11 protein-coding genes are annotated in these 13,411 nt (G+C 36.1%); 2 read left to right on the top strand and 9 right to left on the bottom strand.

What is annotated here, in order from left to right; translation table 11 throughout:
- Positions 1-77: 77 nt before the first annotated feature.
- Entirely contained in the window at positions 78-593 is a 516-nt protein-coding gene (locus CES88_RS05125; RefSeq protein ID WP_290731900.1) for a hypothetical protein, read from the top strand.
- Here the strand turns inward: CES88_RS05125 and CES88_RS05130 are convergent.
- The 7 genes from CES88_RS05130 to uvrB form a co-directional block, all read right to left on the bottom strand.
- On the bottom strand, positions 556-1,116 hold the full coding sequence (locus CES88_RS05130; protein WP_290731903.1) for a hypothetical protein: 561 nt from the start codon (positions 1,114-1,116) through the stop codon (positions 556-558). The two genes, CES88_RS05125 and CES88_RS05130, sit on opposite strands and share 38 nt — an antisense overlap.
- Positions 1,116-3,878, bottom strand: coding sequence for a hypothetical protein (locus CES88_RS05135; RefSeq protein WP_290731906.1), 2,763 nt, complete (start codon positions 3,876-3,878; stop codon positions 1,116-1,118). Before CES88_RS05135 ends, CES88_RS05130 begins: the two co-directional genes overlap by 1 nt.
- A gap of 144 nt (positions 3,879-4,022) precedes the next feature.
- Entirely contained in the window at positions 4,023-4,544 is a 522-nt protein-coding gene (locus CES88_RS05140; protein WP_290731909.1) for a hypothetical protein, read from the bottom strand.
- Between the two features lie 25 nt (positions 4,545-4,569).
- Positions 4,570-5,961, bottom strand: a complete 1,392-nt coding sequence (locus tag CES88_RS05145; protein WP_290731912.1) for a hypothetical protein — start codon at positions 5,959-5,961, stop codon at positions 4,570-4,572.
- A gap of 2 nt (positions 5,962-5,963) precedes the next feature.
- Positions 5,964-7,520 carry a hypothetical protein gene (locus tag CES88_RS05150; protein ID WP_290731913.1) on the bottom strand — a complete coding sequence of 519 codons (1,557 nt, stop codon included), beginning with the start codon at positions 7,518-7,520 and terminating at the stop codon, positions 5,964-5,966.
- Positions 7,521-7,599: 79 nt separating this feature from the next.
- Positions 7,600-8,532, bottom strand: coding sequence for a hypothetical protein (locus CES88_RS05155; protein ID WP_290731916.1), 933 nt, complete (start codon positions 8,530-8,532; stop codon positions 7,600-7,602).
- Positions 8,533-9,007: 475 nt separating this feature from the next.
- On the bottom strand, positions 9,008-11,017 hold the full coding sequence (gene uvrB / locus CES88_RS05160; RefSeq protein ID WP_290731919.1) for an excinuclease ABC subunit UvrB: 2,010 nt from the start codon (positions 11,015-11,017) through the stop codon (positions 9,008-9,010).
- Between the two features lie 28 nt (positions 11,018-11,045).
- Between uvrB and lysA the strand changes: the two genes are divergently transcribed.
- Positions 11,046-12,281 (top strand): diaminopimelate decarboxylase, encoded by a 1,236-nt coding sequence (gene lysA, locus CES88_RS05165; protein WP_290731922.1) that lies wholly within the window; start codon positions 11,046-11,048, stop codon positions 12,279-12,281.
- Positions 12,282-12,301: 20 nt separating this feature from the next.
- Here the strand turns inward: lysA and CES88_RS05170 are convergent, their stop codons facing one another.
- Together CES88_RS05170 and ndk are read right to left on the bottom strand one after the other, a co-directional pair.
- Positions 12,302-12,775 (bottom strand): CarD family transcriptional regulator, encoded by a 474-nt coding sequence (locus CES88_RS05170; protein WP_290731925.1) that lies wholly within the window; start codon positions 12,773-12,775, stop codon positions 12,302-12,304.
- 211 nt (positions 12,776-12,986) lie between these two features.
- Positions 12,987-13,409 carry a nucleoside-diphosphate kinase gene (gene ndk, locus CES88_RS05175; RefSeq protein WP_290731928.1) on the bottom strand — a complete coding sequence of 141 codons (423 nt, stop codon included), beginning with the start codon at positions 13,407-13,409 and terminating at the stop codon, positions 12,987-12,989.
- Positions 13,410-13,411 lie beyond the last annotated feature (2 nt).

Raw genomic sequence — 13,411 nt, forward strand, 5'->3', positions numbered from 1 at the left:
AAATTATTTGGAACGGCAGATTTTTCCAAATGAAAGTCCTTATTCATCTCTCCACCCTAAGTAACCGAAAAGTAAGTATGAGTAGACTACTATCCATATTCAAACAGTCAAAGAAATCTTTAAATTTTCTAAATAGAAGTGAGCACGCGTGGTTCTTTGAGTCTCAACAAGTAGCAGAGGTTTTTAGTACGCTTTACCTTGTGACTGAAAAGCATAAGAATGTAAGACAGTTTTTAAACCAGACAATCTTCACTCCAAGTAATGGGCAGTATGCTAGCGCAGTAAAAGCAAATGTAAATCTTATTATCATTTACCCTGAACTCACCTACTTAATGAAGTCAGGAAAAGCGAATCAAGCAATTGGAATTCTCTTCCATGAAATAGGTCATCTTATTCTCGATCATCAGGGAAGGGGTACTTCTAATGAACTCGCGCAAATTGAAGCTGATCTCTTTTCTCTTGAATTGGGCTACGGAGAATTCCTACTATCTTTTCTAAATGAACAAAGAAGGTCCGAGCAAATAGAAAAGAGGATTTTAGCTCTAGAGAAAGTTCTTAGAATAAAGTATTCTTCTGATTCTCTTCAAAATTAAGAATTAGATCATTAGAGAAATTCATCTCATAAATTCCATCATTACAAAAAACAAATCTAACATCTGAGACTTTTTGAGTTCTCTTAGATTTATTAAAAATAACTATTGGATAACGAGTCCCATCTGAGCAGAGCTTTTTAAAGTTCTGTCTTAGCGTCATTGAATTAAAAGAATCAACATGGTTGTAAATACTTCGAGAAGAGAAAGTGACAAAGTCTCCTGACTTAAGAAGCTCTAGAACATCTCCTGATAGGGCTGAAACACCAGTATTTGTATAGGCCTTACTCATATAGTTAAAAATATATGTAAGTGTAATCGAGGTCCCAATACAGTTATGGCAAGTCTCTTCGGGAACTTTACACATTGTAGCTTCACCACAGAGATCAGAACAAAGCGTATCATTTTCACCACAATAGAAGCTTATTTCTTTCTGATACTGGTCATTCCAAGAAGATTCAACAACTGCTGAAAAAGAAGAAAGAGTAAAAAGAAGAGAGAATATAAAAAGAGAATAAATTTTCATTAGTTAACCCTTCTCATCGAGCTACATGAGCTTGGAACAGTATACTTCCCTACTCTGCACGAATTTGTATCAGAATTACTATATGTTCTAATCGTAATTGGTTTATCGCAGCTAGACATTTTAACCTGAGCGCGAGAACCATTGAGAGTTTTTATACTAACAATACTTCCGTATAACTCTTCTGTCAGTTTCTCAGCAATAGACTCTTCACAAGAGTCCTTCAAACAACGATCACCCTTTATAAGTGATCTGACACAAGACTTAGGAATTTCACCAAAACGTCTATAAGTTTCCGAAACATAATTAGGATTAGCGTCCCACGATCTTGGAATATTATGAGGATCTTTAAGTCCCTTATAAAGTCTAAAGACGGCTCTAAATAAGAAGAACGTTGGCCCCACTTCGCTAGATAAATGAGTCAAAGAGCTAGCAACACTTTCAAAGTTTAGACGACAACTAATACACTCAGAGTGTCCTCTTGTCGCATTATCATCCATATCAGAAGCTGTTCGAACATTTAGATTATTATCTTCATTCTCGTTACAAGCTCCAACACTTACACCACCAAATCTATAATTATCATATGGACTATTGGCGCGTCCTGAAATTGAGACCATGCAAGGAACACCTAGAAGTGGTCCAAAGTCAGCAGCTAAAGATGTCGTAATACTCGTTCTATCATAACGAGTATCATATGAAATTCTTCCGTCCTTCACTAACTGATTAAATGAAGTAACTTGCCCTGGTTTTAAATCTAGTCGCCCGTAAATTACTCCAGGGGTAGCGACAGAAAGTGCTGCTTGAGACATATCAGTAAATAAGTTAAAGAGAATAGACTTTGTCTTAAACCATGGATCGTAAACTTTACAAGCCGTTCTCTCAGCGTATGGATTAAAGAGAGCTGGAGTCTTAATTTCTTGTTCTAAGTTCCAAAATGTCGATGCATACTGAGCGACAGAATAGAGGTCGATAACTGACTTCAAAATTCGTCTTGAGCAATCACTTGAGTTTGCGCAAATAACATCTTCAATTGATTTTGATGTTGCAAATGTTTTCCATGCAATAAGAGGCTTATTGGTTTTTAAGTAGTCTTCTATTTTTTCATTATAAGTAGATTTAAACTTATTTTCATAAACTTTTTGAACATACCACGGAGAAAACCCGGTTTTATCAAGAGTGAAACTATCATTCCAAATTCCCTTCTCATTCAACTTAGCACAACCGGCCATAACTTTATCGGCAATCTCTGAATAGAAGTCAAAGAGCTCTTTTGTCTTATTATCTGATATTTCAGATGCAAGTCCATCAATAAGCGTTGTCTCTCTTAAGACTTTCAATTTACCTTTTAAAAAACTAAATTCATCATGATCGGCAAAATTAAACTCTGCACAGAGATAGTAAAGATCATTCTTAAGTTCAGTATTATTTGTTTCAGGATTAGAAATAAGAGTTGAAAATCTCTTCTCTAAGAGCTCTGATACTTTCTGAGAGCTAATGTTAGCCTTGGCTATATTTAGAGTTGAAATTGCATGAATTAATTTCTTCTTCATTAGAGCACGCGTTCCAGAGAAATTTTCTTTGAAGTTTACAAGCCAAGACTCTGCGTTAGCAAAACCACCAAGGTCTAATTCATCAACATTTACAGAAGTAAATGGGTCTGAAAGTAAATCATCTTGTGGACCTTCAGGAACATTGGATAGCACATCTAAATTAAGGGCCGTTTCTCTAAAGTCTTCTTTTGCAAACTCTCTCATTGCCTGAGTAGCAAGGAAGTCCCCATCGCATTTTGGAATAGTAATTGACTTACAACCATTTGGAACAATTAAAACAGAATCTTCAATTGCAACACCTTTAAAGACGCTCGCAAATGGAGAAGCTATTTGCTTCATCTCTGGTGCATTTCTAAATGCCCATGAGAAGTATAATTTAAGAGAATTCCAATAATCAAATCCCTTATCTTCCCATCTCTTTTCTTTTATATTAGGTATTTCAAGTTGATAAGCAGCAACTTGTAAATTTGTTTGCGCTTTAAAATCATCACATGCAGCGAGGTACTTACTTGAGTCGAGAGCTGCTTTAGCAATTGATTCAAGAGCTGCTTTGTCAGGCTTTGTTCCATAAAGGTGGGCCTGTAGAGGAGAGAATTTCTTTAAGTAGTTACACTTTAACTCAGTAACTCTCTCTTTATCTTCAAAATTCTTTTCAAGAATATAGCTATCTTTTGAGTGAAAATTATCAACTGTATAAAACGCTACAACTTTTGCGGCTGCAGATGTTTTCTTCGAAGTAATTTTCCAAATTTTTTCAATGTAGGAATCAAGACCCGTGCAGTATTCATCGTTACGACAATTTGCCATAACGTTCTTATAATTTCCCGGAAGATGTAAATCATCACGCGAGATATCTGCAGGTAGCAGAGGTAACTCTCTATTCATAATTTTCTCATGAATAAGTTGAATCATCTGAACAACAGAGTATCTAAAAACTTCTATTCCGTACTTAGTTAGAGCATCAGAGTCTTCACCTCTAAGTTTTGCTAGTCTATAAACAGCTTTAGCAACGTCAGTATTAGTGATAAGAAGAAAAGATGAATCAGTTGGGACTTTCGAGTCTAGAGCGCATCTCGCTCTATTGGAGAATCTCATATTATTTAGATCAAATTTCAAAGAATCCTTATCAACCGACATCCACTCAGTCCCCTGAGCGAATATAGGTAAAGAAAATGTCATACAGAGCATTGCTGCTAAAACTATTCTTCTCATTTAATCTCCAAATTCATTGCCTGTTTTAGCAGAATTTGAGTTCTCGTTAGTCTTTATTGAATTTTTTTCTCTATGAATATTCAATAAAAACAGTAAATTAAGGTACCCTTAAGGTTGCCCTTAAGAAGTACCAAGTTTTGCAAATTATTGCATTGTACAACCATTCGCTTTGTTCATGATTGTCGTATAGAACATGATCATTGCTTCATCAGCAGGAGTGAAACCTCTTCTAGTTCCACCCTCTTCTGTCATTAGTCCGTACATATATCTGTTGATTGCATAGTAAACAGATCTTGGTGTTCTAATTCTCTGAGTACATTGTCCTCTAGAATACTTAACAGTAAATCCCCAAAACTCAGAGTCTCCACCAGTTTGGTAACCTGATCCACCAGTATAAATAGTAGTTCCAGAGTTATTATTTTGATCCCCTTCACCAACGTTGAAAGATACTTCAAATCCACCATAATTATTAGTCACTGCATGAAGAGTACAAATTCCAGCATCACAAGCAAGTTCAGCATCTTGATCAATTGCTAGAAGAATACTGTCATCAGCAAATCTTTCAAATTCAAATTCTCTCTCTCCACCAGCAAATAGGTCATCAACATTCGTTGCGAATGTGAGAGATGATATAAGTAAGCTCATTGTTAATATTATTCTTTTCATAATTACCTCCGAAGTAATTGTCCTATTAATTTTCTAATATTATTAAAGTTCCGCCATTAGGAATAAATACGTGGTTACTGTGGTACCCATCTGCAGTAAATTTCTCGATACACGCTAAAGGGCTTGCCACAGGTAGTCCCGTTGTTTCCCCACAGTTCAAAGAATCAGTAAATCTAGAGTCATCGTTATGGTTAACACTGTATGAAGAATTAGAGTTACCATTTGAAGAATCTTCATGGTCTAAAACGAATTGTTCGTACGCAAGAGATGTGACGAATTGAACTTGGCACACCTGCAGAGATGGATCGTTGTTTCCATTTCCATTTCCGTTCGTACTTCCGTTCGTATTTCCAGGAATGGCAGATATTGGGTGACATAACTTAACTCCCTCATCAACTGGAGTAACCTGATCTTCAGTCAGCTTCACCTCTAAAGAAGTTATGACCTCAATCGCATTCAAGTTCCATGGTCTAAATGTCTTACTATCTTCTTTAAAGTAATGTCTCACTCGACAAAAGCTTACGCCATCAACAGAACCAACTTGAGGAAATAACTCGCTCATCTGGCTTGGAAAAATAGAAAGGGCCTCATCAAATAAATTAAAAATGTAATCATCTTCATCAGTACATTCAATATCTGTTCGAGTTAAGATTTCAGCTGAGTCTACATAGGTTTGGCCAAAGAGTTGCTTATTTTTAAAACTATACTTTGGAGTAAATTCAAACTTACCCGCAAAATCTTTATTAATATTCTTCCAACATAGATCTACAAAATACTCCGTTCCATGTAATTCAGAACCGAGTTCAAAAGAGAGACTATTATTTCTAAGTACATAGTTTTCAGGAGTATGTGTTGCAACGACAAACCCTTCTCCATCAATAGAACCAGAATTATGAATTGCGATTGAAGTCTTAGCTTGACTAGTCCCTGCCCAGAAATTCTCATCTCCAATATTCTCTAGCTCTTCATTGTCAGCAAAGATTCTTCCACTATACTTCATGAAGTCTACATTATTTGGACCATCGCTAGTTCCTGAACAAATACAATCACAGCTTGAAGTCTCTGGCGAACAAGAGATAGAAGGGTTACAGGAAACAGCAGGGTTTGTTCTTAAGTAACAAACTCTCGAGTTTGGCTTCTCATGCTTAATTCCAGCGTTACAAGCATAGACAATTCCGTCACTTAAGCTTTCAGCACTAGATCCACACTCCCCCACAGAGTCGTGAGAATGATTCTTTAAGTGTCCATGAACAGCTGAGAAATCTACACATATATTAACGAAGTGAGGATTATTCTCACTTCCAGCGTGACAAATAGTAATCTTGTTTAACTTATTATCACCGCAAATATTTCCCGCACGAACTGGTGCCGAAAAAATTGCAAAAATAAATAGAAGCGCTAGAGTTACCTTATTCACAATTACCTACTACACTTAATTGACGGAAAAGCTTCAATGGTTCTTGCTGTATAGTCGTCTCCATAAAAAGACTTCTTAGAAAATTTAAGATTTTCTAGACTATACTTTCGGTCCTCTTCTTTAAGTTTGAAGTTAACAGTGAACTCTAAGAATTTATTACCATTCTCAATACAACTCCCTTTATCACTACAAATTTTTTCATATAGAGGTGGCCAGTACTTATTATTTAAATAAGACTGTAGAGTTCTTAAAGATCTATCTACTCCATCAAGAGAGCCGTCAAAATCAAGTTGCCCTATAATATCAATTAATGGAATAGTTTGACCGTTAACAATAGTGTGAATAAGAGGAATGAAGCCAATACGACCTCTTGATGAAAGTCCTCCTATATTATTATTATTTAAAAATAACCTTCTTGTAATATCACCATCAAAGTATTTAAAATCAAAGTTTGGCTCTCTATACTCTATTCTCACTCTGTAATTAGAGTTTGCCTCTAGAACACCTTTTTCGATTTGTCTTCCTGCTCCGTATAGGATTCCTTGCCACTGTCCAGGGGCAACTGCTCCATCATACCAACTAGTAAGATACTCCCACTGACCTTCTGTAAATACTTCTAAAGTATGTTCTGCAATAATAGGTTGAGCATAGTCGCATGGAGAAGAGCATAGTCCACCAGAACACTTTCTCTCGCAACGAGTATCTACTACTGTAGGAAATTTAAACTCTAATAATCTTCCTCTAGAGCGAACTTCTGGCTCAGCAAGATGAATTTCACTTACATTGAACTCTGATGGAAACACTGGTCTTAATACTCCGAAGTCATCAGCAGGCTTTACAAGTTCAGCAATTGGATTCACCGAGATTCTAAGCTCTGATCCACCGATAGCAACAAGGTCAGAGTTTTTTCCTGTAGCTGAATCGGAAGTATATATATTTAGGATTCCATTAAAGTCTTTTGCCGTAACACCTAACTCTTTTAGACCCTCAACAGTTTTACACTTTTGAGTCACGCCTAATTCAACAGAGATATTGCTATTAAAGCCCGGTTTGAAATAACAGAAACGACCTGTAAAGTCCGCAGCGTGCTGAGAAATTCTCGTTATATCACAACCCGCTTGGTTTTCAGGGATTTGTAATCCTCCAGGCCCAAGTTCAGTAACCTTTACAACTAAGCACTTATTTAGAAATTCTCTCTTTAGAGCAATTTCTTCACCTTGATCAGCTGCTGAAATAGGATTCTTTAAATCTGAATTAATGATTGAACACTGACGTCTAATTCCATCCTCAGATAATGAATAGGTCTTATTCTTATTATTTAAAACCAAGTCCTCTACACCGAGCGCCAGCATTATATATCTTCTCTTGGCCGCAGTAAGTTTACAGTTACTAATTGACGAATAAGCAGCCGAGCTTAGGATTTTTTCTGCTGTATAAAAAATTTCTTGCTCATATTCAGAAGAGATTGCAATATTCATTTGCTCAGGAGCTATAGCTTCACAAGCAAGTACGTAGCTTGAAGAGCATAGCATGAATAATGTAATTAATAGCTTCTTCATTTCTTCTCCAAAAATCAGCATGAAATATTTTAAACATAGAAAAGTGCTGGGTTATCCCAGCACTCATATAAACTATTTATTAAAGAGTAGGCTCTTCAATTGAAGTTTTAGTACAAACTTTAGCAGCTTGAGTTTTCCATGGTCTAAATTGATCTTTTCCACCTAGATCAGTCGCTTCAGAGAATGTGTATCTAACACGACAGAAAGTTGGAGCTGATTTACCTGGACCTGTGATGTTCTGACCACCAGTAGCGATTGCAGTACTGTAACCAAGACTTGCGTTAGTGATTAGAGAATCAGAATCATTACCAGCAAATACTGTTGAACCTGGAACAAAGTTAAGTGCGTTTGGTTGACCAGAAACTTGGTAGTCACAAACGATTTCTGAATTAACTTTAAGACCTGCAACAGCTGCGTAGCTAGCATATCCACCAGTTAAATCTTGAATTGTCGCTTCAGCTTTAGCTTCCCAATTAGTTTTGATTCCAGCAGTTGCGTAATCAATTTGTGGTCCTCTAAAACATACGTCTAAGTAGTACTCAGCACCAAAAAGCTCTGAACCTAAATTGAAGTTTAAAGTTGTAAGTTGCTTATCAAAGTAGTTACCTGAAACTTTTCCGTTTGCATCAACGTTATTTGAAAATAAGAAGTTCTTATTTTGGTCAGCAGCAAAAGTAGCTTTTGTAGAAGATGGGTAAGTTTCGTTGTGGTCAGTCCAGTTAGCATAAGTTGCTTCTGCAAAGTCCATTAAGTAACTACCGTCAGTTCCTGAACATACACAATCACATGATTGACCTTCTTCACAAGCACTTGGGTTACAAGAGTTTTCTGGGTTTGTTCTTTCGTAACAAACTACGGCAGCAGCTTTCTTGTGCTTAATACCAGCGTTACATGGGTAAATAGATGCCCCTGAAGAAAAAACAGAGAAATCAAAACTTACTTCAATAGCTGAAGCAGAGTTAGCTGCAACTAGTAAAGCGATTGCTAAAAAGGCTTTTTTTAATACATTCATTTGTACTCCTTAAGTAAAAAAGCGGTTATTAAATAAACAAATTATAAAATTTGATTCATTCGTTTCTTTATTTAACTTAGATAAAATCAAACTGCTTCCATCTAAAATTAAATTACTTTTATTAACTTCTCTTTAATATCAATATGATGCATAAAATCATCAAGTTTTCTAGACATTAAGTGAGAATAAAGTTCTGTAATTAAAGGGGGTTCTACACCTTTTTTTTAATCTTGAATCTAAATTTATTCTTAAGAGCATAGAAGTTGATTTTGGTAATTTTATTTACCAAAGATAAGCAGTTAATTTTACTGATAAGTTAAGACTACCTATAGACAATAAAAGCTATTTTCATAATATATAATTACAATAACTTATAACTTAAAGCAAAAGCGAACATAAAGAACAACTTTAGATAAGCATAATTTTTCAGGGCAAAAAAGGTCTTCTAAAAAAGTCTAAATATTTTACAGGAACTTCATAGTAATAAACGAATTTCCCTTAATGATTTTATCTCATCGCGGATTTTTGCAGCAAATTCAAAGTCTAATTCTTTAGAGGCAAGCTTCATTTTCTTATTTAATTCTTCTATTTGTTTATCAAGAGACTTTGCATCTAACTCTCCTGAGAGCTTTGACTTAGGCCCTTTGGAAGTTTTATTTCCTTTTGCTCCACGAAGAGTCTCTATAACTCCCCCTGAGACTTTCTTTGAAATCGTAATTGGAGTTATTCCATTTTCTTTATTGTACTGCTCTTGAATAACTCTTCTTCTCTTTGTTTCTCCAATGGCCTTCTCCATACTCTTAGTGTTCTTATAGGCGTAGAGAATTGCTCTTCCTTCGGAGTTTCGTGCAGCACGCCCAATAGTTTGAATAAGCGATCTCTCTGATCGCAGGAAGCCTTCTTTGTCAGCATCTAAAATAGCAACAAGAGAAACTTCAGGAATGTCTAATCCTTCTCTTAAAAGGTTAATTCCTACGAGAACATCAAATTCACCGAGTCGAAGATCTCTGATAATTTCCATTCTTTCTAAAGTATCTATATCAGAGTGAAGATACTTAACTTTTATTCCAGCTCCTTGATAGTAACTAGTAAGTTCTTCTGATAATTTCTTTGTAAGAGTAGTAATAAGAACTCTCTCTCCTTTTTTAATAACTTTTTTAACTTCTATTAGTAAGTCATCAACTTGAGTTGTAGCGTCTCGAACTTCAATGATTGGATCAAGTAATCCGGTCGGTCTAATCACTTGTTCTACATACTCTCCCTCAGTTCTTTCTAGTTCATAATTTCCTGGAGTCGCAGAGACATAGAGAACTTGATCAAGTTTCTTTTCAAACTCTGGAAAATTTAATGGCCGATTATCAAGAGCAGATGGAAGCCTAAAACCAAAGTCCACAAGGTTTTGCTTTCTCGCTCTATCCCCTCTATACATTCCACCAACCTGAGAAACTGTAATGTGAGACTCATCAATTATCATGAGAAAGTCATTTTTAAAAAAGTCTATTAAAGTTGGCGGTGGATCACCTTCACTACTGCCTGTGAGATGTCTGGAATAATTTTCGATACCAGAACAAAATCCCATCTCTTCCATCATTTCTAAATCGAGAAGAGTTCTCTGCTCTAACCTTTGTTTTTCCACTAATTTCTCTTGCGACTGTAACTCTTGCAACCTAGACCTAAGTTCTGTTTTAATTGTTCCAATTGCCGTCTCAAGCTTCTTCTCACTTACAACGTAGTGGGACTTCGGATAAATAACTATCTTATTTAAACTCTGTAAGACCTTACCTCTAAGAGGATCAACAATTGAAATAGATTCAACAACATCATCAAAGAACTCAATTCTTATAACATCAGAATCCTCAGATGCTGGAAAAACTTCAACCAGATCCCCTCGTACTCGAAAGCACCCTCTAGAGAAATCAATATCATTTCTTTGAAATTGTATGGAAACTAGGTCCTTTAAAAATTGGTCACGATCAATTTCATCATCAATAAATAAACTCAACTTTTGAGATTCATATTCATCGGGAGAACCAATACCGTAAATACAGCTCACACTCGCAACGACAATAACATCATCTCTCTCTAATAGACTCCTAGTGGCACTATGGCGAAGTTTATCAATTTCATCATTAACACTAGCGTCTTTTTCAATGAAAGTATCAGTTCCAGGAACGTAGGCTTCAGGCTGATAGTAGTCATAGTAAGAGACAAAGTATTCTACAGCACTTTCGGGAAAGAATTCTCTAAACTCCGCGTAGAGCTGGGCCGCCAAAGTTTTATTGTGAGCAAGAATAAGAGTTTTCTTACCTAGATTTTGAATAAGGTGGGCCATGGTAAAAGTCTTTCCAGAACCCGTAACTCCTAACAAGGTTTGCTCTCTTTCCCCTGCCTCAAATTTTCTAGTTAATTGTTCAATCGCGGCTGGTTGATCACCACATGGACTAAACTCTGAATGTATTTTAAAAACGTTTTTTTTATCTTTCATGTTATTCAATTTCAGTTAAAATAAATTTATGAATATTAAAAGCCACCTATCATTAAGCTATAAGAAAAATAAATTATTTATAGATGATCACTGTATTAATTCTATAACTAAAGATCTTAAAACACCATTTTATCTCTATAGTGTTAAGGCCCTTGAAAGCAATTATTTGAATTTCTATTTAGCAGCTTCTAATAATGGACTTAGTAACCCACTAGTTTGCTATGCTTTAAAGGCGAATCCAAATCTAAGTCTACTAAAGTCCCTTAAAGTGTTAGGAGCAGGAGCAGATATCGTTTCCGGTGGAGAGCTTAAACAAGCACTAAAGGCAAAGATACCTGCCAGTAAAATTGTTTTCTCTGGAGTTGGAAAGACAGAAGATGAGATTAGGCTTGCTCTTAAGTGTCATAGAGATGGTATTTACTCATTCAATGTCGAAAGTATTGAAGAGTTAGAAATGATTGGAACTGTCGCTCAGTCATTAAATAAAAAAGCAAGAGTCGCCCTAAGACTAAACCCCCAAGTAAATGTTAAAACGCACAAGCATATTTCAACAGGTGGAAAGAGTCACAAATTTGGAATATTAAAAGTTGATATTGAAAAGTCTCTTAAAAAGAAAAGTCTCTGGAAGAATATAGATCTAGTAGGACTATCCATGCATATTGGATCGCAGCTAACATGTCTAAAGGCCACAGAGAAGGCCCTTAAAGAAATTGTAAAATTAGCAAGCGCTCTCCCCTCTCCCTTAGAGTTTATTGACGTTGGAGGAGGTCTAGGAGTTCCTTATAACGAAGATCATCCTCTAAGCTCCTTAGAAGAGTATATGAGCCTAGTTGCTAAGACTCTCAAGTCAAATATGAAAGTTATTCCGAGAGTAGTCTTTGAGCCGGGAAGGTTTATTGTCGCCAATTGTGGAGTTCTTGTGACAGAAGTCATAAGGATAAAAAAATCAGAAGAAAATAAATTTATTATTGTTGACGGTGGAATGAATGACTTCGTGAGATCCTCTCTCTATGGAGCCTATCACCACGTTCTTCCTCTGTCTAAGAGGTCTGGCAACCCTAGTCCTTGTCATGTGGTTGGTCCAATTTGCGAGACAGCAGATTCCTTTGCTAGCAATCGATCACTGCCACCAATTAAATCAAGGGATAGAATTTGTATAGGAGACGTGGGCGCTTATGGCCATAGCATGAGCTCCACTTATAATATGAGAGAGAGAACAAAAGAATATATACTTGATGTTGATGGTAACTTAAAAACTAACTGATCAGGATCTCCCTGATCAGATTAATTAAAATACTCGTCAATAGCTGTACTTACTTTCTTAGAGTCATCTCCATTAGAAAGAGAAATCTCTTGAGCAAGTAAATCTCTACACTGCTCTAACATTTTCTTTTCACCAAAACTTAAATTCTTCTTATCTTTAAGAAGAAATAATGCGCGCAGAACTTCTGCAATTTCTAGTAAAGAGCCTGTTTTAATCTTGGTCATGTACTCGCGGTATCTTCTATTCCAAGTTGAATTATCAATTTGAATATTATGATCTTGTAAAAGTTCATAAACCTCATTGATTTCATTCATACCAACAAGTTCTCTAATTCCATTTTCAGAATTTGTAGGAACCATCACAGTCATACCATTGGCAATAATTTTGAGGATGTAAAAAGATAACTTCTCAGCACCAACCTCGCGTTCTTCGATATCGCATACCTGTCCTACTCCGTGTCCGGGACATACTGCATAATCGCCAATATTAAACATAGTAACCTCCGTAAATATACTCTCTTCATTTATATCTTGATGCGGTGCTTTTAACAATTGCCCCTGAAATAAATACAGGTGGTGTGGACTTTGTAGACAGAAAATTATAAATGCCAGGTCCTTAAAAATCAAGTACTTAAACAAGAAAGCCCTGACTTACGCCAGGGCCCTACTATGAATTAAATAAAATCTTATTAGACTATTTTAGAGACTAGAATCTTCCTAGAACTTCATTTTTGTCAAAAAAGTAGTTAATCTCTCTATCAGCAGATGCTTGAGAATCAGATCCGTGAACAGCGTTCTCACCGATTGATTTCGCATATAGCTTTCTAAGAGTACCTTCCGCAGCTTCGGCTGGGTTAGTTGCTCCCATAATTTCTCTGTTCTTATCAACAGCACCTTCACCTTCAAGGGCCATAATCATTACTGGCGCTGAAGTCATGAAAGATACTAATTCACCAAAGAATGGTCTGTCTTTGTGCTCAATATAGAAACCTTCTGCTTTTTCTTTTGAAAGTTGAACAAGTTTTGCAGCAGCAATTCTTAGTCCTTCACCTTCAAACTTAGCGATGATATTTCCGATATTATTATCTAATACAGCATTTGGCTTAACGATACTTAGTGTTCTTTCCATTA

Origin of the sequence: Halobacteriovorax sp. JY17 (assembly GCF_002753895.1) — a bacterium.
Lineage (GTDB): Bacteria > Bdellovibrionota > Bacteriovoracia > Bacteriovoracales > Bacteriovoracaceae > Halobacteriovorax.

Excerpts from the sequence above, each read along its gene's own strand:
- CES88_RS05125 (WP_290731900.1), top strand. The coding sequence starts at position 78 with ATGAGTAGACTACTATCCATATTCAAACAGTCAAAGAAATCTTTAAAT.
- CES88_RS05130 (WP_290731903.1), bottom strand. The coding sequence starts at position 1,116 with ATGAAAATTTATTCTCTTTTTATATTCTCTCTTCTTTTTACTCTTTCT.
- CES88_RS05135 (WP_290731906.1), bottom strand. The coding sequence starts at position 3,878 with ATGAGAAGAATAGTTTTAGCAGCAATGCTCTGTATGACATTTTCTTTA.
- CES88_RS05140 (WP_290731909.1), bottom strand. The coding sequence starts at position 4,544 with ATGAAAAGAATAATATTAACAATGAGCTTACTTATATCATCTCTCACA.
- CES88_RS05150 (WP_290731913.1), bottom strand. The coding sequence starts at position 7,520 with ATGAAGAAGCTATTAATTACATTATTCATGCTATGCTCTTCAAGCTAC.
- CES88_RS05155 (WP_290731916.1), bottom strand. The coding sequence starts at position 8,532 with ATGAATGTATTAAAAAAAGCCTTTTTAGCAATCGCTTTACTAGTTGCA.
- uvrB (WP_290731919.1), bottom strand. The coding sequence starts at position 11,017 with ATGAAAGATAAAAAAAACGTTTTTAAAATACATTCAGAGTTTAGTCCA.
- lysA (WP_290731922.1), top strand. The coding sequence starts at position 11,046 with ATGAATATTAAAAGCCACCTATCATTAAGCTATAAGAAAAATAAATTA.
- CES88_RS05170 (WP_290731925.1), bottom strand. The coding sequence starts at position 12,775 with ATGTTTAATATTGGCGATTATGCAGTATGTCCCGGACACGGAGTAGGA.
- ndk (WP_290731928.1), bottom strand. The coding sequence starts at position 13,409 with ATGGAAAGAACACTAAGTATCGTTAAGCCAAATGCTGTATTAGATAAT.